General features: G+C 59.7%; 18 protein-coding genes and 1 tRNA gene. 9 read left to right on the top strand and 10 right to left on the bottom strand.

The features are described from left to right. Positions 1–206: 206 nt before the first annotated feature. The 6 genes from QRN48_RS21795 to QRN48_RS21770 all read left to right on the top strand — a co-directional run bounded on the left by QRN48_RS21795 (position 207) and on the right by QRN48_RS21770 (position 8,519). Positions 207–1,616, top strand: a complete 1,410-nt coding sequence (locus tag QRN48_RS21795; protein WP_285353205.1) for a circularly permuted type 2 ATP-grasp protein — start codon at positions 207–209, stop codon at positions 1,614–1,616. A 12-nt stretch (positions 1,617–1,628) separates the two neighbouring features. Next, positions 1,629–2,588: an alpha-E domain-containing protein gene (locus tag QRN48_RS21790; protein WP_037009090.1), complete on the top strand. Its 960-nt coding sequence runs from the start codon at positions 1,629–1,631 to the stop codon at positions 2,586–2,588. After that, the gene (locus QRN48_RS21785) at positions 2,585–3,433 is read left to right on the top strand and encodes a transglutaminase family protein (protein ID WP_285353202.1); all 849 of its coding nucleotides are present in this window, start codon (positions 2,585–2,587) and stop codon (positions 3,431–3,433) included. Before QRN48_RS21790 ends, QRN48_RS21785 begins: the two co-directional genes overlap by 4 nt. A gap of 784 nt (positions 3,434–4,217) precedes the next feature. Then, the gene (locus QRN48_RS21780) at positions 4,218–5,423 is read left to right on the top strand and encodes an acetyl-CoA C-acetyltransferase (RefSeq protein ID WP_285353199.1); all 1,206 of its coding nucleotides are present in this window, start codon (positions 4,218–4,220) and stop codon (positions 5,421–5,423) included. A 64-nt stretch (positions 5,424–5,487) separates the two neighbouring features. After that, on the top strand, positions 5,488–7,635 hold the full coding sequence (locus QRN48_RS21775) for a 3-hydroxyacyl-CoA dehydrogenase NAD-binding domain-containing protein (protein ID WP_285353196.1): 2,148 nt from the start codon (positions 5,488–5,490) through the stop codon (positions 7,633–7,635). Positions 7,636–7,796: 161 nt separating this feature from the next. Then, positions 7,797–8,519 carry an amidotransferase gene (locus QRN48_RS21770; RefSeq protein ID WP_037009098.1) on the top strand — a complete coding sequence of 241 codons (723 nt, stop codon included), beginning with the start codon at positions 7,797–7,799 and terminating at the stop codon, positions 8,517–8,519. Between the two features lie 82 nt (positions 8,520–8,601). On the opposite strand, the gene QRN48_RS21765 is transcribed toward QRN48_RS21770, so the two are convergent. The 8 genes from QRN48_RS21765 to QRN48_RS21730 all read right to left on the bottom strand — a co-directional run bounded on the left by QRN48_RS21765 (position 8,602) and on the right by QRN48_RS21730 (position 15,145). Beyond that, positions 8,602–9,573, bottom strand: a complete 972-nt coding sequence (locus QRN48_RS21765; RefSeq protein ID WP_191945102.1) for a magnesium and cobalt transport protein CorA — start codon at positions 9,571–9,573, stop codon at positions 8,602–8,604. A gap of 92 nt (positions 9,574–9,665) precedes the next feature. Further along, the gene (locus QRN48_RS21760) at positions 9,666–10,418 is read right to left on the bottom strand and encodes a lysophospholipid acyltransferase family protein (protein ID WP_285353193.1); all 753 of its coding nucleotides are present in this window, start codon (positions 10,416–10,418) and stop codon (positions 9,666–9,668) included. Between the two features lie 148 nt (positions 10,419–10,566). Then, on the bottom strand, positions 10,567–11,256 hold the full coding sequence (locus QRN48_RS21755; protein WP_285353191.1) for a crotonase/enoyl-CoA hydratase family protein: 690 nt from the start codon (positions 11,254–11,256) through the stop codon (positions 10,567–10,569). Between the two features lie 133 nt (positions 11,257–11,389). Beyond that, positions 11,390–11,683 (bottom strand): DUF6388 family protein, encoded by a 294-nt coding sequence (locus QRN48_RS21750; RefSeq protein WP_037009104.1) that lies wholly within the window; start codon positions 11,681–11,683, stop codon positions 11,390–11,392. A gap of 192 nt (positions 11,684–11,875) precedes the next feature. Continuing rightward, positions 11,876–13,378, bottom strand: a complete 1,503-nt coding sequence (locus QRN48_RS21745) for a purine-cytosine permease family protein (RefSeq protein ID WP_191945104.1) — start codon at positions 13,376–13,378, stop codon at positions 11,876–11,878. Between the two features lie 178 nt (positions 13,379–13,556). Then, positions 13,557–13,955 carry a YybH family protein gene (locus tag QRN48_RS21740; RefSeq protein WP_285353187.1) on the bottom strand — a complete coding sequence of 133 codons (399 nt, stop codon included), beginning with the start codon at positions 13,953–13,955 and terminating at the stop codon, positions 13,557–13,559. 184 nt (positions 13,956–14,139) lie between these two features. Beyond that, positions 14,140–14,583 (bottom strand): DUF4124 domain-containing protein, encoded by a 444-nt coding sequence (locus QRN48_RS21735; protein ID WP_052074947.1) that lies wholly within the window; start codon positions 14,581–14,583, stop codon positions 14,140–14,142. 67 nt (positions 14,584–14,650) lie between these two features. Then, positions 14,651–15,145, bottom strand: coding sequence for a helix-turn-helix domain-containing protein (locus QRN48_RS21730; RefSeq protein ID WP_191945106.1), 495 nt, complete (start codon positions 15,143–15,145; stop codon positions 14,651–14,653). A gap of 633 nt (positions 15,146–15,778) precedes the next feature. Here QRN48_RS21730 and QRN48_RS21725 point away from each other — a divergent pair. Genes QRN48_RS21725 through QRN48_RS21715 form a run of 3 tightly spaced genes read left to right on the top strand, consistent with a single transcriptional unit; the run spans position 15,779 to position 17,132 of the window. After that, complete coding sequence (locus QRN48_RS21725; RefSeq protein ID WP_285353182.1) at positions 15,779–16,279, top strand: Hcp family type VI secretion system effector; 501 nt, start codon at positions 15,779–15,781, stop codon at positions 16,277–16,279. A 27-nt stretch (positions 16,280–16,306) separates the two neighbouring features. After that, the gene (locus QRN48_RS21720; RefSeq protein ID WP_285353180.1) at positions 16,307–16,702 is read left to right on the top strand and encodes a polymorphic toxin type 44 domain-containing protein; all 396 of its coding nucleotides are present in this window, start codon (positions 16,307–16,309) and stop codon (positions 16,700–16,702) included. Continuing rightward, a complete protein-coding gene (locus QRN48_RS21715) occupies positions 16,680–17,132 on the top strand; it encodes a hypothetical protein (RefSeq protein WP_285353177.1) in 453 nt (150 codons plus the stop codon). The genes QRN48_RS21720 and QRN48_RS21715 overlap by 23 nt, the downstream gene beginning before the upstream one ends. A gap of 129 nt (positions 17,133–17,261) precedes the next feature. Here the strand turns inward: QRN48_RS21715 and QRN48_RS21710 are convergent. Both QRN48_RS21710 and QRN48_RS21705 read right to left on the bottom strand, forming a co-directional pair. Further along, positions 17,262–17,351: transfer RNA gene (locus QRN48_RS21710), tRNA-Ser, on the bottom strand. A 164-nt stretch (positions 17,352–17,515) separates the two neighbouring features. After that, positions 17,516–18,265, bottom strand: a complete 750-nt coding sequence (locus QRN48_RS21705) for a 3-oxoacyl-ACP reductase family protein (RefSeq protein WP_285353175.1) — start codon at positions 18,263–18,265, stop codon at positions 17,516–17,518. Positions 18,266–18,379 lie beyond the last annotated feature (114 nt).

The raw sequence follows: 18,379 nt of genomic DNA, 5'->3' as shown, positions 1-18,379 counted from the left end.
AAATCGTCTCTCGCTATGCCGTCGATAGTTTTTTCAAGCGTGGCACGCATCGCTATGAAGCGTGAGCGAGTGGGTGAGGGCGCATCGCGCACGGGAATGGTGCGAGTGGTCTGACTGGTTTAACCAACCCGTTGAAATATAAGCGTTTATGCCGATGGCACGGGCCTTGCGAAGGCTCTGATGTCCATGGTGACAAGGAGTACGGCATGATCCGCACCTTTTACGACGAGATGTACGATGCGGGCGGCGCAGTTCGTCCGCATTACCGGGAATTTGCCCGCTGGTTGGGTGAAGCGCCACCTGAGCTGCTTGCTCAGCGCCGGCGCGAGGCTGACCTTTTGTTTCATCGCGCCGGGATCACGTTCACGCTGTACGGCGATGAGCAGGGCACTGAAAGGCTCATCCCCTTTGACACCATTCCACGGAGCATTCCGGCCAGTGAGTGGCGCGTCGTTGAGCGCGGCTGCATTCAGCGCGTCAAGGCGCTGAACATGTTTCTGGCAGACCTTTACCACGATCAGCGCATCATCAAGGCCGGCATCATCCCCGCCGAGCAAGTCCTCGCCAACGAGCAGTATCAGTTGGCGATGCAGGGCCTGAATCTTCATCGAGACCTGTATTCGCACATTTCCGGTGTCGATCTGGTGCGCGACGGCGACGGCACGTATTACGTCTTGGAAGACAATTTGCGTACGCCCAGCGGCGTCAGCTACATGCTGGAAGACCGCAAAATGATGATGCGGTTATTCCCCGAGTTGTTCGCGGCGCAACGCATTGCCCCCATTGATCACTACCCGAACCTGCTGCTCGACACCTTGAAAAGCTCCAGCCCGCTGGATAATCCGAGCGTCGTTGTGCTCACGCCCGGACGCTTTAACAGCGCGTTCTTCGAGCACGCCTTTCTGGCGCGGGAAATGGGCGTCGAGCTGGTCGAAGGCGCCGATCTGTTCGTGCGCGACGACCGCGTGTTCATGCGTACCACCGATGGCCCCAAAGCGGTGGACGTGATCTACCGCAGGCTCGACGACGCGTTCCTCGATCCGCTGGCGTTCAACCCCGACTCAATGCTTGGAGTGCCGGGCCTGCTGGCCGCCTATCGTTCCGGCAACGTGGTGCTGGCCAACGCCATTGGCACCGGGGTCGCTGACGACAAGTCGGTTTACCCTTTCGTGACTGACATGATTCGTTTCTACCTCGACGAAGAGCCGATCCTCAAGAACGTGCCGACCTGGCAGTGTCGCAAGCCCGAGGAACTGTCTCACGTGCTCGCCAATCTGGGCGATCTGGTCGTCAAGGAAACCCAGGGCTCCGGTGGCTACGGCATGCTGGTCGGTCCTGCCGCCACGGCCGCTGAAATCGAGTCCTTCCGGGCGCGGCTCAAGGCCAAGCCCCATGCGTACATCGCGCAACCGACTTTGTGTCTGTCAACCTGCCCGACCTTCGTCGAAAACGGCATCGCCCCTCGTCACATTGACCTTCGCCCCTTCGTTCTGGCCGGCCGCGAGACCCGTGTAATGCCCGGTGGCCTCACCCGCGTTGCCCTGCGCGAAGGCTCGCTGGTGGTGAATTCGTCGCAGGGTGGCGGGACCAAAGACACCTGGGTGGTCGAGGATTAAGGATGCCTGCCAATGCTAAGTAGAACTGCCTCGGATCTGTACTGGATGTCGCGTTACCTTGAGCGCGCCGAAAACCTGGCGCGGATGCTCGACGTCAGTTATTCGCTGTCGCTGATGCCACAGGACGGACGCGGGGATGGCCTTAATGAAATGGCCATGCCCTTGTTGATCACCGGAACCCTGGACGATTACCTGGAGCGCCACGGCGACTTGCACGCCGAGCGCTTGCTGCATTTTTTTGCCCTGGACGCGGCCAACCCCGCGAGTATCTTCAGCTGCCTCGGCGCTGCGCGGGCCAGCGCCCATGCCGTGCGTGGGCGTATTACTGCGGACATGTGGGAGAACATCAACGCCACCTACCTGGAAATTCGCGGCATCGCGGAGCAGGGCCTGAGCCGCTATGGCATGAGCCGTTTCTGCGAATGGGTCAAGGAGCGTTCGCACCTGTTCCGTGGGGCCACTTACGGCACCATCATGCGCAACGACGCTTTCCGCTTCATTCGTCTCGGCACCTTCATCGAACGCGCCGACAACACGCTGCGCATGCTCGACGCGCGTTACGAGATGCTGGAGCTTCGCGGTCCTTCTGCCAATGCCGCAGCGGACAGTTCAGCGGCGGGTTATTACCAATGGAGTGCGTTGTTGCGCGCGTTGTCCTCCTTTGAGGCCTACACGGAGGTGTATCGCGATGCGCCCGGTGCGCGGCAGGTTGCAGAACTGCTGTTGTTGCGAGCCGATATCCCGCGTTCGTTACGCGCCTGCCTGGAGGAACTGGACCTCATTCTTGCCAGCCTGCCGGGCGCCAATGGCCGTCCCGCGCAGCGGCTGGCAGCCGAGCTGGACGCCCGCCTTCGCTACACCGGCATCGACGAAATCCTCGATGAAGGCCTGCATGAGTGGTTGAACGAATTCATTCCACTTCTGGCCCAACTGGGTAGCGTTATTCACACTTCTTACCTGGAGGCTGCATGAGACTCTCAATTAGCCACGAGACCACCTATCACTACGACGATCAGGTCCGCGCCAGCATCCAGTATTTGCGTCTGACTCCCCATGACAGCGAGCGCCAGCAGGTGCTGAGCTGGCAATTGGCATTGCCGCGCCCGGTGCGTGCTCAGATCGATCCCTTTGGCAATATTCTCCACGTTCTGACGCTGGACGAACCCCACGAAGCCATCGTCATTGGCGCGCGTGGCCAGGTCGAGATCGACGAGAAGCGCGAGGCGGAACATGAAAGCCAGTCTGCACTGCCGTTCCTGCGCTTTACCCGCCTGACCGAGGCCGACGAAGCGATTCGCGCCTTTGCCATCGCGCAGACCCACAAGCGCACCGACCGCACCGCGCTGATCGACATGATGCACGCGCTCAACGAGCACATCACCTATACGCCGGGCTCGACCGCCGTCGATACCAGCGCCGCGCAAGCGTTCGCCAATCGCGTCGGCGTGTGTCAGGACCACACCCATGCGTTTCTGGCCTGCGCCCGCAGTCTGGGGGTGCCGGCGCGCTATGTATCGGGTTATCTCTGCAGCGACAGCAGCGAACATCTGTCCAGCCATGCGTGGGCGGAGGCGTGGATTGACGACGCCTGGTACAGCTTCGACGTGACCAATCAATTGGCGATCCCGGCGCGGCATCTGAAGCTCGCCGTCGGCCTGGATTATCTGGACGCCTGCCCAGTGCGCGGCATGCGCCGTGGCGGTGGTTGCGAACAGATGCACGCCAAGGTTGTCGTATCGCCCACTGCGCCGATCGCAGTCCCGTCTGCGGCCAAAAAGACTGCTGCGCCCATGATCCAGGTGCAGCGGCAGGGTTGAGGCAGGTCGGTCAGGCGTCCTGACCGCCACTTGCTTTCAGCAATGCCCATCGACCCGCCACGTCCTCGATGAACAGCCGTGCAGGCCTGCCGGCTGGTACTCATTCGTTTTGAGCTACTCGCAAGTACGTGCACACCGAGAACGCTGCCTGCGCAATGCAGTCATCGGCGTGATCGGAGCACGAGCTTGCCGCCGGGAGGCTCACCCAAACAATCGGGTGAGGTTTGGCAATATGAGGAGCAGGGTCGTCGCGAAAACAATCAACCCGGCCTGACGAATTTTTGAGCGCTTGAACATAGTAGATGCCTTTTCTTGTTATTCCTGAGCGACAGAAACCCACAGGCTTCGGGGATGACCAAAGCGAAGGGTTGGCAAAGGTGAGGCAAAAGAGCAGGTTTCCCGGTCAGCAGACCGTGGACGACAGGCGCTTGATGAATCGATTTTGTTATCGCGCCACTGCTACTGACTTAACCTTAGAGCCCACGTGCCGCGCGGCTTAGATCGTTATGAACTGGACAGCCGGTTTCTCATAACCGAGATGTTTTTTGGCGAATTGCTATCACGCATACATTCCCCTCCTAGACGCCTTCACCGTTTACCGCCATTGTTCGTTACCTTGCTACCGTTCGTCTGAGTCCGAAACTTCTCACAACCAGCTACCCTATCAAGCGGTTCGGCAGCGACGGTCGCGCAGTGAGAGATAGACGCCAGTCAAACATCAAGGCAGCAGCGTGATGACAATCGTGCTGTCAGTGAACGAAAAAAGTGGGTTAGCGAGGACAGGATGACCGAAGCGTTTATTTATGATGCTCTGCGCACGCCGCGTGGCAGAGGCAAGCCGGACGGAGCGCTGTACAGCGTGAAACCAGTGGATCTGGTCACCGGTCTGCTAAAGGAGTTGCAACTGCGCAGTCATCTGGACACGGCCCAGGTCGACGACATTGTGCTGGGCTGCGTGACCCCGATCGGCGAACAGGGGGCTAACATCGCCAGAACGGCCGCGCTGGTGGCTGACTGGTCGACGCGAGTCGCCGGGCTGCAGGTCAACCGGTTCTGCGCCTCCGGCCTTGAGGCGGTGAACCTGGGCGCGATGAAAATCCGCTCCGGCTTCGAGGACCTCGTGGTGGTCGGCGGGGTGGAATCGATGTCGCGCGTGCCAATGGGCAGCGATGGCGGTGCATGGATGGGAGATCCGCACACCAACCTGCACACTCAGTACACCCCTCAGGGCATTGGCGCTGACCTGATAGCCACGCTGGAAGGTTTCAGTCGCGAAGACGTTGACGCCTTTGCGCTGGGCTCGCAGCGCAAGGCCGCACAGGCCCAGGCGAGCGGCGCGTTTCGCCGTTCGCTGGTGACGGTGCGCGACCAGAACGGCATGCTCTTGCTCGACCATGACGAGTGCATTCGACCGGACACTTCGCTGGAAGCGCTATCCAGCCTGCGGCCCAGCTTTGCGAACATCGGCAAAATGGGTTACGACGCCACAGCGCTGCGCGTCTACAGCCACGTCGAACGCATCGAGCACGTGCACACGCCCGGCAACAGTTCGGGCATCGTCGATGGCGCTGCACTGATGCTGCTGGGCACCGCACACATCGGTCAGTCCCTTGGGCTCAGGCCGCGTGCGCGCATCGTCATGACCGCCGTGACCGGTACCGATCCCACCATCATGCTGACCGGGCCGGCGCCTGCCGCGCTCAAGGCTCTGGCGCGGGCCGGGCTTGTGCTGGATGACATCGACCTGTTCGAGGTCAACGAGGCCTTTGCATCAGTGGTGCTCAAATTCATCAAGGACACCGGGGTCGACCCCGACAAGGTCAACGTCAATGGCGGCTCCATCGCCCTCGGTCATCCACTCGGGGCCACCGGCTGCATCGTGCTGGGCACCTTGCTCGACGAGCTGGAGGCCCGGCAGCTGCGTTATGGTCTGGCGACCTTGTGCGTCGGCGCCGGCATGGGCATTGCGACGATCATCGAGCGGGTATGAGCATGAACCCCGCGCACTTGACCGCACGCGTGTATCCGCAAACAGTTTCAGGAAGAACGACCGTATGACCGACGCCATTCGCTACGAGACGGGGGCCGATCAGATTGTCACGTTGACCCTCGACATGCCCGGCCAGCAAGCCAACACCATGAACGCCGCTTACCGTCAGGCCATGGCTGACATTCTGGAGCGCCTGCAGGCCGATAAGGCATTCATCGCCGGGGTCATCATCCGTTCGGCAAAAAAGACGTTCTTCGCCGGGGGCGACCTCAACGAGCTGGGCCAGGTCGATGCGTCCCGTGCCGCCGGGTTTTATCAAATGACCATGGGCATCAAGGCCCAGCTTCGCCAGTTGGAAACGCTCGGCAAACCCGTCGTCGCTGCCATAGAAGGCGCGGCGCTGGGCGGAGGGTTGGAGTTGTGTCTGGCCTGTCATCATCGCATTGCCCTGAAGGGCAGCCACGTCAAGCTGGGACTGCCGGAGGTCACCCTTGGCTTGCTGCCGGGAGGCGGCGGGACGGTGAGGCTGGTGCGCATGCTGGGGCTGGAGAAAGCCTTGCCGTTGCTGATGGAGGGGCGCGCGCTGAGTGCAGAACTTGCCCTGAAAACAGGTGTGATCGATCAGATTGCCAGCGATGCCGATGACCTGCTGGCCAAGGCACGGGCATGGATTGTGGTCAATCCGGCCCCGCTCAAAGCGTGGGATCAGCCCGGCTTCGAGTTGCCCGGCGGCACGCCAGCGAACCCGAAGGTCGCTCAGATGCTGGCCATCGCGCCCGCCATACTGCGCAGCAAAACCCAGGGCTGCTACCCGGCGCCGGAAAAGATTCTCGCCGCGGCGGTGGAAGGTGCCCAGGTGGACTTCCACACCGCCGAAAAGATCGAGGCGCGGTATTTTACCGAGCTGGCCATTGGTCCCATCGCCAAAAACATGATCGGCAGTTGGTTTCAGCTCAATCAAGTCAAGGCGGCCGAGGGCCGACCCAAGGCGCCGCCGGTGTTTCATATGCGCAAAGTCGGCATTCTGGGTGCTGGCCAGATGGGCGGCGGGATCGCTTATGTCACCGCGATGGCGGGCGTCAATGTGATCCTCAAGGACCTCAATCTGGCGGCCGCGCAGAAGGGCAAAGACCACTCCGTACGATTGCTGGACCGTCAGGTTGCCGCAGGACGCCTTACCGAGGCTCAGCGCGACGCGGTGCTGGCGCGGATCAAGCCCACCGGTCGCGACAGTGATCTGGAGGGTTGCGACCTGATCATCGAGGCGGTGGCCGAAGACCGCGAACTGAAAGCGCAGGTCAGTGCCGCCGCCGAGCAGGTGGTGGTGCCCAATGCAGTGATTGCCTCCACCACCTCGACGCTGCCGATTACCGGTCTGGCCAGCGCGATCAGCCGGCAGGAGCGGTTCGTCGGTATGCACTTTTTCAACCCCGTGGAAAAGATGCGCCTGGTGGAGATCGTCAAAGGCGCGCGCACCAACGACATGACCCTGGCCCGTGCGTTTGATTTCGTTCGGCAGGTGGGCAAAATAGCCCTTCTGGTGAACGACACGCGCAGCTTTTTCACTTCGCGGGTGTTCACTGCGTTCGCAGACGAGGGTATTGCGATGGTCGGCGAAGGGGTGAGTGCGCCGATGATCGAAACCGAGGCGCGCAAGGCCGGGATGCCCGCAGGCCCGCTGGCGATGTCGGATGCGGTGTCGTTGAGACTGATGAGCGACATTCGCCAGCAGACCCGCAAGGACCTCGCTGGACAAGGACCTGACATTGAGGTCAGGGTACATCCGGCCGACGCGGTGATTGAGCAGTTATTGACCGAGCATGGCCGTACAGGCAAAGCCGGCGGTGGCGGGTTTTACGATTACCCCGACGCCGCGCCCAGGCATCTGTGGCCGCGGTTGAAACTTCGTTTCGAAAAGCCCGAGGCGCACATCAGCGGTCAGGACATTCGCGACCGGTTGCTGTTTATTCAGGCCCTGGAGACCGTGCGCTGCCTGGAGGAGGGCGTCGTGCGCTCAACCGCCGACGCCAACATCGGATCAATGTTGGGTGTCGGTTTTCCTGCATGGAGCGGAGGGGCGTTGCAGTTCATCAATCAATACGGTTTGAAAGCCTTCATTACCCGCGTCCGCGCCCTGGCCGAGCGTTATGGTGAGCGCTTCCAGCCGCCGGCCCTGCTGCTGGAGAAGGCAGAAGAGGGGTCGCGGTTTTAATAACCGGCCTGAGATGCGCCCACGGCTGCGTTGCGCCTCCAAGTGAAGGCGCAACGGCGTGCGGTTGACAGGGCGCGCAACCCAACTGGGCCTTGCCTTGCCCGGGCCTTCAAGGCAGGCTTGGGCCGTGCATTTTCGCCTTTTCCGCTTCAGGGATTTATATGTCGTTACGCATCTGCATTCTGGAAACCGACGTCCTTCGCCCGGAACTGGTTGATCAGTACCAGGGTTATGGGCGGATGTTTGAAAGGCTTTTCGCACGTCAGCCGATTCCTGCCGAATTCGTCGTCTACAACGTCATGCAAGGCGACTACCCGCCTGATGAAGAGCAGTTTGACGCCTACCTGATCACCGGGTCCAAGGCTGATTCCTTCGGCACTGACCCATGGATCGAAACCCTGAAAACCTATCTGCTCGAACGCTACAAACGTGGCGACAAGCTGCTGGGCGTGTGCTTTGGCCATCAGTTGCTGGCGCTGCTGCTGGGTGGCAAGACCGAGCGGGCCACGCAAGGCTGGGGTGTGGGCATCCATCATTACAACCTGGCGCCGACCGAGCCCTGGATGACGCCTGCGGTGGATAAGCTCACGCTGCTGATCAGCCATCAGGATCAGGTCACGGCGCTGCCTGAAGGCGCGACAGTCATCGCTTCCAGCGACTTCTGTCCGCTCGCGGCGTATTACATCGGCGATCAGGTGCTGTGCTTCCAGGGCCACCCGGAATTCATCCACGACTATTCCCGGACGCTGCTCGACATCCGCCAGGACGCGTTGGGTGAGCAGGTCTATGGCAAAGGCATCGCCAGCCTGGAGGAAGACCATCACGGCACGGCCGTTGCAGAATGGATGATGAGGTTCGTTGCCAACAAGCGTCCAGCAGTGTGATGCGCAACCCGGCGCTTGCGGGCGCCGGACGTGCCCGGTTTACGCCAGGCGGGACGCAGCGACGCGGTTTGCAGCCAGGCTCTTATAGCCAACCGGAGCGCTTGAAGCTCGCGAACAAAATCCCGCATCCGCCCACGATCACGCCCAGCACCACGTAGTAACCGTAATGCCAGGTCAGCTCGGGCATGTTCTGGAAATTCATTCCGTAAATGCCGGCGATCGCTGTCGGGAACGCCAGTATCGCCGCCCATGCTGCGAACTTGCGTTGGGTGAGGCTTTGCCGGGATGACTCCAGCAGCAGGCTGATCTCGATGGTCTGGCTGGCAATGTCGCGCAGGTTGGCAAGGTCTTCCATCTGCCGCTTGACGTGGATCTCCACATCCCGGAAGTACGGCCGCATGTTCTTGTCGATGAAGGGAAAGCTGAGCTTCTGCAGCTCTTCACCGATTTCAACCATGGGCGCCACATAGCGGCGCAGGCGCAGCAAGTCCCGGCGCAGGGCGTGGATGCGATGGATGTCGGATTCGTTGAGGTCTTTGCGCAGCACATTGTGCTCAAGCTCTTCGAGCTCGCAGTGGATCGACTCGGTGACCGGCTGGTAGTTCTCGGTGACGAAGTCCAGCAGCGCGTAGAGCACGAAGTCCTCACCGTGCTCCAGCAGCAACGGCCTCGCCTCACAGCGCTGGCGCACCAGCCCGTAGGATTTGGAGTCGCCGTTGCGTGAGGTGATGATGTAACCCTTGCCGGCGAAGATATGGGTTTCGATGAAAATCAGCTTGCCGTTTTCGCGGATCGGCGCGTAGGTCACGATGAACAGGGCGTCACCGAAGGTCTCCAGCTTGGGGCGGCTGTGGACTTCCAGCGCATCTTCAATGGCCAGTTCGTGCAGATTGAATTGGCGTTGCAGGGTGGTGAGTTCCTCCAGACCGGGATGCTCCAGGCCGATCCAGACGAAATGCCCCGGCTTGGCTGCCCAGGCTGCGCCTTCATCCAGAGAGATATTGGTGACTTTCTTTCCAGCGCTGTAGACGGCAGCGGCAACCACTCGACCCATGATGATCTGCTTCTTCTTTTAGGAAACTGACGCGCAGCTTAGCGCGCTCCCAGATCAGAGTCGGCGGTTATCAGCGAGTTCGCATGTTTTTTTCAGCGTCGTTCAGCGTCTGTTTGGTCGGGCAGGGCATCGCCCAGTTGCGTGTCCATGCTGACAATGCAGGCCTGGATCTGCGCGTGGCACTGCGCGATGAGCTGGGGGATATCCTCGGCGGACAGGCCAGCGGTCCGGATGGCGGGCAGCGTGCGAATAATCACTTCGCCGCTGCGCCAGCGCTGCAAGTTCATGCTGCGCACATAGGTGCTGACGCATACCGGCACGATGGGCACGCCGGCCTCGATCGCCATCTGAAAGGCGCCGCGTTTGAAAGCGAGCAATCCATGACCCTTGTTACGGGTGCCTTCGGGGAAGACCCAGATAGAGGTGTCTTTATGCTGCAGGGTTTCGGTGGTCTGAAGAATGGAGCGACGCGCCCGCAACGGGTTGCCGCGATCGATCAGCACATTGCCCGCCAGCCAGAACAACTGGCCGAACAGCGGCACCCACTTGAGGCTTTTCTTGCCGATGCAGACCGTGCGGGGCGGCACGATGTTGCCGAGCACAAACAGATCGTAGTTGGATTGATGATTGCAGACGATGACGCAAGGCCGCGCCCGTGCGAACTGCGGGCTGAGCTGCGCGTCAAGGCGCAGGCCGAGAATCCGCATGGCGGGGCGCGCGTACAGGCGGGCACACAGGCGGCTATTGTCCGGGTTGAAAGGTCGACACAAGCCGAGCACCAGCCCGAGCACGCCCGCAGCGATAAAGTGCAGACCCATCAGCAACATACGCAGAACAAACAGCATGCGAAACCTACCCGGCAGGCGAAAAGCCGCGCAGTGTACGGGTGTGCACTGAAGTCGGCAATCGAACATGGCCCGCGCGGGGCTGGGGAATTTAACGGGATATTTCAGGACAACGCGCTGCGAGGTTCCAGCGCGATGCCGTGCCGGGTCAAAGGGGGATCTGGCGATCCAGTTCTATGGCGCGGTCGAGGGTTTCAAGCAGGTCCTTGCGCACTTTGAGCTTGGTCTGCTTGTGCGCGCGCATGTTGATCTTCTTCAGTTGCAGCGCCACGGTGCGCGCTGCTTCGGTGAGTTCGTCAGGCGCGACCACCTTGTCCAGGAAGCCGGCTTGCAGCGCACCTTTGGGGTCGAACATTTCGCCGCAAATCACCGAGCGGCCGAACGCACTTTTGCGCAGGCGGTCACGGGCCAGTTCGATGCCGGCGTGGTGCATGGTCATGCCGATCTGCACTTCGTTGAGGCCGATACTGAACGGGCCGTCAACGCCGATTCGGTAGTCCGCAGACAACAGCAGAAATGCGCCTTTGGCCACCGCATGACCGCCACACGCGACGACGATGGGAAACGGGAAAGACAGCATGCGCCGCGCGAGCGTAGAGCCCTCGGCCACCAGGCCCATCGCCGCTTCGGCGGATGAGGTCATGATTTTTAGATCGTAGCCGCCCGAGAGGATCCCCGGCTGGCCGGTGATGATGACCACGGCGCGGTCTTGCTCGGCGCGGTCGAGGGCGGCGTTGAACGCAGCGACCACATCATTGCTGATGGCGTTGACCTTGCCGTTGGCCAAGGTCAGCGTCGCAACGCCGTCGTCCAGCTGATAGGCGACCAAGTCACTCATGGAGCACGTCCTTTGTTGTTTTGAAGTGGCGCAGACGTTACTCACCCGGCGGTGAGAGGTAAAGCACAAAGGATGACCGGGGAGTCAGAGGGGGCGGGTCACCCAGCCTGGCGACCCGAGGGAGAGGGAGGGGCTAAACTTCGACTTCGTTGAGCTCGCAGTATTCTTCCCAGTCCATGTCCAGCGCTTCGGCGGCTTCCTTGTGTGCGGCCAGACGCAGTTCCTTGAGCTGTTCCGGGGTTTCGGCGATGAACGTCAATGCCAGTTCCCAGGTCGGGATGCCCAGGCTTTCCGCTTCATCCTCAAAGGCCCAGAGCGTTTGCTGTTGCTGCTCTTTCGGGCTCAAGTCCTGGATTTCAGCCTGCAACATCGGATTGGTCACGATGTACTTCGCCAAGGCAGCTTCGGTCCAGTCGTTTGCGTTCATGCGGGGGTGATCTCCTGTGGGTCGAGCTGACGTATTGCAGTGAATGGAAATTGAGGTGAGCCCGGATTGTGCGGGATGTCATTCGCTCGCGCCAGTCACCGATGGCCCGTCGGTCGGGGTGGCATGGATCACACGGCGCACGATGAAAAGCGCCTGCTTCAAAGCAGGCGCCTGGTCAACTGCGCCGGAAAATCAGCCGATCGCCATGGGTTTCTTCACATTGCGGTGCGCATTGTCGCCCAACAGCGGATGCGGCCCGTGCGCGCCATATACGCCAACCGGTTCCGGGAACGTGCGCAGCAGCGTGATGTAGAGCAGTGCTGCAAGGCCCAGGGTAATCGGCAGGCTGATGTCGATACCTCCGGCCAGATTACCCAGCGGACCGACGAACTGCCCCGGCAAGTTGACGAAGCACAGACCCACCGCCGCGCTGGGGATCCACGCACCCAGGCCGCGCCAGTTCCAGCCGTGCTCGAACCAGTAGTGACCGCCGCTCTGCCCCCGGGTGAACACCTGCAAGTCCGCCGGGTGATAAAAGCCACGACGCACGATCAGGCCCAGCACCATGATGATGATCCATGGCGAGGTGCAGGTCACGATCAACACCGCGAAGGTCGACACGCTCTGCACCAGATTGAAGGCGAACCGACCGATGAAGATAAAGGCAATCGCGGCGATGCCAATCAGGATCGTGGCCTGGGCACGACTGAGCAGGCGCGGAAACATGCTCGACATGTCCAGGCCTGTGCCATAGAGCGATGTTGTCCCGGTGGACATACCGCCGATGATCGCGATCAGGCACACCGGCAGAAAGAACCAGCCGGGCGACACGGCGAGCAGTCCGCCGACATAGTTGTTGTCTGCAATGTATTGCGGCGCCTGGGTGGCGACGATGGTGGCCGTGCACAGCCCGAACAGGAATGGAATCAGCGTGCACAGCTGCGCCAGAAAAACCGACGCCATTATGCGTTTCTTCGACGTCTGCCGCGGGATATAGCGCGACCAGTCGCCGAGAAACGCGCCGAAGGACACCGGGTTGCTCATGGCCAGCAACGCAGCGCCGATGAACGCTGCCCAGAAGCCTTCGCTGCCGTTATTCAGCGTGCCGGCGAAGCCTGCGTCAAAGCTGCCGCTGAAGGCGAAGATTCCCAGGAGGAACAAGAGGCTTGAGGCGAACACGGCGATCTTGTTGACCCACAGCATGAAGCGAAAACCGTAGATGCACACCACCAGTACCAGCACCGCGAAAACGCCATACGCCAGGCCCAAGGTCAGGTCATTCTCCGGCAGACCGGTCATGCGCTTCGCTCCGCCGATCAGGGCATCCCCGGAACTCCACACCGACAGAGAGAAGAACGCAACCGCCGTGAGCAGTGACAGGAACGATCCAACGATGCGACCGTGAACGCCGAAGTGGGCACCGGACGAAACGGCGTTGTTGGTGCCGTTGAGGGCGCCGAACAGGCCCATCGGCGCAAGGATGATCGACCCGAGCACGACGCCCAGTAGAATCGCCCAGACGCCCGCCTGAAACGACAGGCCGAACAACACCGGGAAACTGCCCAGCACGGCAGTGGCGAAAGTGTTGGCCCCGCCAAAGGTCAGACGGAAGAGGTCAAGTGGCGAGGCATCGCGCTCGGCATCGGGGATTTGCTCGACGCCGAAACTTTCAATTCGGTTGGCGGGGTGGGTCATGGGAGGTTCCTGCGCGCTGTCGTGTTGTTATAAGGCCGGCGGCGAGCGCTGGCCCGTTCTCTCGATCGTTTAACGATCGTGGCATTGGCAGTGGTCGCCATCGCGACCATCAATCACTGAAAGTGCTGGGTAGTACGGGCGACGGCCTCTGCGGGCCATTCGCCGGAATGGAGTAAGGCTAGCCAGACTGTACGGAGAGATGCTCGTGACAGGCCAGCCAGCGATTGCCGTACTGCCTGAAGACGATGGTCTCGCGCTCGCTCGAATGAGTGTCTTCATGGCCGAAGCGCACGTGCGTGTCGACGTCGTGCATGAAAATCGCCAGCTCGCCCTGAAGGCTGATGTGCGCGTTGCGTGACGCGCAACTCAGTACGGCAAAACCGTCGGCTTGCCAGCCAGCCCACACCTCCCGATAGGCGGCGCGCGACAACAGCGGGGCCGGCAAGGTGTGAAAAAGGAAGGTGGCGTCTTCAGTGAATGCGTCGAAATAGGCATCCGTATCGTTGCAGGCAAACGCGTCAATCAGCGTGCGTGCCGCGCGTAAAACTGCGTCGTGGCGGGGGTCGTAGATAGTCATGGCCGGCTCGTTTTTGTGATTCTGGCGATGGGGCCTGACTTTAAGCAGCTCGCCCTGGGCATCACATCTGCAGCCGTAAAAACTTAGTTCAGAAAATTGACAAGTATTTGAAGCGGCAAGCGCTTAGCCGCAAGCCGCAAGCCACGAGCCACGAGCGTTGATTGTGGGAGAGGGGGCGGAGGGGTCAGTTACCTGCGGATTTGATCAGGCCATTTTTCGTGGGCTGTCGCACGCGACCACCGGAGGGATCGAAGCAGGCGCTGTCGTAGCGGGGCGCGATGCAGGTTGAGGGGGCGGCCGGGGGAGGCGGGCGGATGCTCTGAAGGCGATCGGCGATTTCCCGTTCGTTGGTGATCACCAACTTGCGGCGTCGGCTGATCTGCAGGATCTCGGTGGCGTTCTTGTTCAGGCGGTACGGAAAGTCAGATTCTTCCCATTCGCTGGAGATGCGCGCCGGCCCCGGTCGTTGCAGGGTGGATTCACCGACGTACGTTGGGCATGGGCTGAACGCAAAACGAGTGGTGCCGTCGGCTGCGACACACTTGAAGACTTCGCCGTTGGCAGCATTCGCGGTGAGCAGAACGGACAACGCCAGTCCAGCGTTGAAGAGCGTAGAGAATTGAATCATCGAGACCTCCGTGGATGGCGCAAGGCTACCATCCCGGAGGCGTAATGTCAGGATTTGGGAATTACGGTCAGTGCGTCTCGTGTGCCGCTCGTTGCACCTTGGCCAGTGCCAACGCTGCAAACATGTCGGCGTCGCCTTGCAGCACTTTCAAGTGATCTTCCACGTGGTCGGTGCTGGAGCGAGCCTCCTCGGAATCCACCAGTCGGGTGACTTCGCACAAGGCATTTGCCGTAATCCACAGACTCTGACGCAGTTGGCTGATGATTTTCACCATGCTTTCCGAACTGTCCAGGTCTTCGTCGCTGTCCAGGCTCTGGCTGTCCTGCGCTGCCGGGAACACCGGAATCTCTTTGCGGGCCGTCGTTTCCACGCCGGTGACAACACGGGTGATGTCGACGCCCGCGGCGGCGATCCGGAACAGATAATCCGCCCTGGGCAAACGCTGCCCGCTTTCATAATGCCCCTGGGCATTGGCCTCGACGCCACCGATGGCGCCCAGCGCGCTTTGGGTCAGCTTCAGCCGTTTTCTTTCTTGTCTCAAACGCTTACCGATACCATTCATCAACCTTCTCCTGCGAATTCGCACCCTGCTCGTTGTGAAAGCGGGTGCGCAATGGGGGCCGGAACACGGGCTGTTTTCTCGTATGCAAAGCGAGCCACATGTGGGTGTTGGAACAATTCAAGCTCATACGATGATTAGACAGTAACTGCTCATGCACTCAAATGGCGATTTTTCCGACGCTTTGCGTGGAAAAATTCAACATCACGGGTGGCTTTGGCCGTTTAGAGCGTTGAGCCGGGATCGGTTACCGTGGGTTGTCGGATGGCAAGGGCTGCGAAGGTGGCGTAATCACCGAGCTGGCCTTGGGCGTAACGCTAACGATCTCGCAGGCAGGATTGCTTCTGGGTGCAGCATGGCCCTGGAAGGTCCGCATACGTCATGAATATTTGGGTTGTCTCGGTGTATCTCGTTTAAGACGGTACTGAGGAAGGAAAACAGCGTTGGCCGGGCTGCGATAAACACAGGCCAAACGCTTTGTTAAGTTCAGGCGGTCAGGTTTGTTTAAAGTTGTGTGGGTTGCTAAGAATTGTCTGACGGTGCTCTTTGCTGTTTCTGAAAATAACTTCGGCGGCTTCACGTTTAACTGCATCTATGTTTAAGTTTCTCCTTCGTCTGAAGATGAAGGAGTAAGAAATGTCTTTTGAAGCTTATCTGCAAATAGAAGGTATCAGTGGCGAAACACTGTCTGAAGGTTATGAAGGCTGGATCGAACTGCAAGACTTTGATCTGTCTGCAAACCAAACAGCCTCCGCAACATCTGCTTCCGCCGGTGGCGCAACGTCAGGGCGGGCCTATATGGGTGATTTTCTCGCGCGTAAAGCCGTTGATAATGCCACTGCCAAGATTCATGAGGCTTGCTGCAGTGGCAAACATTTCAAGCACGTGGTTGTGCATGTCTTTCGGGCGGGTGACCCAAAGGTAAAATATCTGGAGGTGTTGTTGGAGGAGGTTATTATCAGTTCGTTCGCGCTTGCCGGTAACGGGGACAAAAGAGATTCTTTTCCAGCTGAATTAATCGCTTTTAATTACGGGCGAATTCAGTTGATTTACTCGAAGCTAAGCCGTGTCAGCGGTCAGGGCGCGGGTCAAATCGCCGGCGGGTGGGATGCAATCAACAACACAATTTACGCCTGATTTCATAGTTCGTCCAAGGAGGGCGTGATGAGTTTCGAACTTCCTAAATCAAAGCCGCCAGCGGTTAATCTCGACGTCAACATGAAGATCGCCAATAATCAGTGGAGGAGGTCTTTTTCCGTGGTTACCTTCATGACGTGGTTCTACCAGCAAGTCCGTAACCGGGGCCCTTGGGATTTCAAGCAGAAGCATCCTGAGTGGGAGAACTTTGGTAACTTTCACTATGGTGCAGTGGGTAGGGGTGGCCAGTTGTCTGATCAGATTCTCTTGCGGGCAGCGGGATTCGCCCAGAATAGCGCAAGCACTCAAAGTGCCGAGGAAGACTGGGGAGCCTGGTATTGGAGACCTCCTTTCGGGGACGATCCCAAGGACCAGTACTGGATCATGCAAGGTATAGAATATGCAAAATCAAAAGGCTATTAACAGCGGTCGCATTTACAAGTACCTTTTTTGGATGCTTGGAAGTGCAGTGCTTATCTACTACGTGCTTGTGCATGTTCTGAGTGGAATGGCGGGCGCAGATGACCTTGTATTGAAACAAAAGCTAAACGGCGGTGCGTGGATGTACATCACTCATTATGGCGCGCCTGCCACTGATCTGGACACTTTAAGGTTTTACCTGACTGACCCGATCATGGGTTCTGATGAAGAAATTCTTCAGGCGCTTAATGACCGCAACTCATTCCTGATCACGGACAGCGCCCTGGAGGATGTAGTGGTCCGCGATACGCTCAACGGCGTGGGTATTACAGTGAAGGGGGTGGTATATCGCTATTTCAGCAAGCAATACACCAAGGCCGATGGTCTCAGATTGTACAGGGTGAGCCTGGACCAAAAGGATGAGCGGGAGTGAGCGGCTATGTCGGGCTGGAGCGCACGTTGCTGATCCAGGCCAGTCGGATAGCCAACCTCGTACTGGAAATGTAAGGGCCTCATAAAAAAAAATCCCCGCAGCTGACAGCATGCGGGGATTTTTTAAATGTGGCGGTGAAGGAGAGATTCGAACTCTCGATACAATTTCTTGTATACACACTTTCCAGGCGTGCTCCTTAAGCCACTCGGACACTTCACCGTGTCTCGTCAGACGTTCAGTCTGTCGAGGCGCGCTAATGTAGTCGAAAGCTTTCCCGAAGGCAAAACTTTTTTTCAGAATTTTCATGCGCTTAAGCCAGAAGCGCAAAGCCCCGGATGCTCATTGAGGTCCGAGGCTTGCCCTTTATGGCCACCGCGCAGGGATCAGGCGCCGAAGCCGCCGTCGATGGTCAGGCTGGCGCCGGTTACGTATCCGGCTTCCGGCCCGGCGAGGTAGGCGACCATGGCGGCGATCTCCTCGGATTTGCCATAGCGCGGGACGGCCATCAGGTTCATCAGTGAGTCAGCGAAGTCGCTATCGGCCGGGTTCATGTCGGTGTCCACCGGGCCTGGCTGTACATTGTTAATGGTGATGCCGCGCGGGCCGAGGTCGCGGGCCAGGCCTTTGGTCAGGCCGACCAGCGCCGATTTGCTCATGGCGTAGACGCCGCCGCCTGCAAAGGGCATGCGGTCTGCGTTGGTGCTGCCGATGTTGATGATGCGACCGCCTTCTTTCATGTGCCGCGCTGCCGCCTGACTGGCGATGAACACGCTGCGTACGTTGATGGCCAAGGTTCGGTCGAAGTCTTCGAGGGTGAATTCGTCGAGCGGGGCAATCGCCAGCACGCCGGCGTTGTTGACGAGGATGTCGATTCCGCCGAACGCCTCGACTGTCCTGTCGACAGCGCTGGTTATCTCTTCAGCGTTGGCGCTGTCAGCTTTGATGGCGAGGGCTTTACCGCCCGCTGCCGTGACGCTGTCCTGCAACTCCTGGGCTTTTGCTTGAGAGCTGACGTAAGTAAAGGCAACCGCTGTGCCTTGTGCCACCAGACGTTTCACGATGGCGGCGCCAATGCCGCGGGAGCCGCCTTGTACCAGTGCTGTTTTGCCGATCAGATTAGTGGGGTGAGTCATGTTGCTCTCCATTAACGGTAGGGCTTGAGTGGATGGGCATGAGTATCCGCCGGGCATTACCGCCGCGGTAGCCGGTATTCACGATAGTCTGTGTAAACCAAAAGTTGTGAGTGG

Origin of the sequence: Pseudomonas sp. ME-P-057, assembly GCF_030208975.1 — a bacterium.
GTDB lineage: Bacteria > Pseudomonadota > Gammaproteobacteria > Pseudomonadales > Pseudomonadaceae > Aquipseudomonas > Aquipseudomonas lutea.
This window is presented reverse-complemented; position numbering and strand designations above follow the sequence as displayed.

Coding starts and splice junctions, on each gene's coding strand:
- QRN48_RS21795 (WP_285353205.1), top strand. CDS start 207: ATGATCCGCACCTTTTACGACGAGATGTACGATGCGGGCGGCGCAGTT.
- QRN48_RS21790 (WP_037009090.1), top strand. CDS start 1,629: ATGCTAAGTAGAACTGCCTCGGATCTGTACTGGATGTCGCGTTACCTT.
- QRN48_RS21785 (WP_285353202.1), top strand. CDS start 2,585: ATGAGACTCTCAATTAGCCACGAGACCACCTATCACTACGACGATCAG.
- QRN48_RS21780 (WP_285353199.1), top strand. CDS start 4,218: ATGACCGAAGCGTTTATTTATGATGCTCTGCGCACGCCGCGTGGCAGA.
- QRN48_RS21775 (WP_285353196.1), top strand. CDS start 5,488: ATGACCGACGCCATTCGCTACGAGACGGGGGCCGATCAGATTGTCACG.
- QRN48_RS21770 (WP_037009098.1), top strand. CDS start 7,797: ATGTCGTTACGCATCTGCATTCTGGAAACCGACGTCCTTCGCCCGGAA.
- QRN48_RS21765 (WP_191945102.1), bottom strand. CDS start 9,573: ATGGGTCGAGTGGTTGCCGCTGCCGTCTACAGCGCTGGAAAGAAAGTC.
- QRN48_RS21760 (WP_285353193.1), bottom strand. CDS start 10,418: ATGCTGTTTGTTCTGCGTATGTTGCTGATGGGTCTGCACTTTATCGCT.
- QRN48_RS21755 (WP_285353191.1), bottom strand. CDS start 11,256: ATGAGTGACTTGGTCGCCTATCAGCTGGACGACGGCGTTGCGACGCTG.
- QRN48_RS21750 (WP_037009104.1), bottom strand. CDS start 11,683: ATGAACGCAAACGACTGGACCGAAGCTGCCTTGGCGAAGTACATCGTG.
- QRN48_RS21745 (WP_191945104.1), bottom strand. CDS start 13,378: ATGACCCACCCCGCCAACCGAATTGAAAGTTTCGGCGTCGAGCAAATC.
- QRN48_RS21740 (WP_285353187.1), bottom strand. CDS start 13,955: ATGACTATCTACGACCCCCGCCACGACGCAGTTTTACGCGCGGCACGC.
- QRN48_RS21735 (WP_052074947.1), bottom strand. CDS start 14,583: ATGATTCAATTCTCTACGCTCTTCAACGCTGGACTGGCGTTGTCCGTT.
- QRN48_RS21730 (WP_191945106.1), bottom strand. CDS start 15,145: ATGAATGGTATCGGTAAGCGTTTGAGACAAGAAAGAAAACGGCTGAAG.
- QRN48_RS21725 (WP_285353182.1), top strand. CDS start 15,779: ATGTCTTTTGAAGCTTATCTGCAAATAGAAGGTATCAGTGGCGAAACA.
- QRN48_RS21720 (WP_285353180.1), top strand. CDS start 16,307: ATGAGTTTCGAACTTCCTAAATCAAAGCCGCCAGCGGTTAATCTCGAC.
- QRN48_RS21715 (WP_285353177.1), top strand. CDS start 16,680: ATGCAAAATCAAAAGGCTATTAACAGCGGTCGCATTTACAAGTACCTT.
- QRN48_RS21705 (WP_285353175.1), bottom strand. CDS start 18,265: ATGACTCACCCCACTAATCTGATCGGCAAAACAGCACTGGTACAAGGC.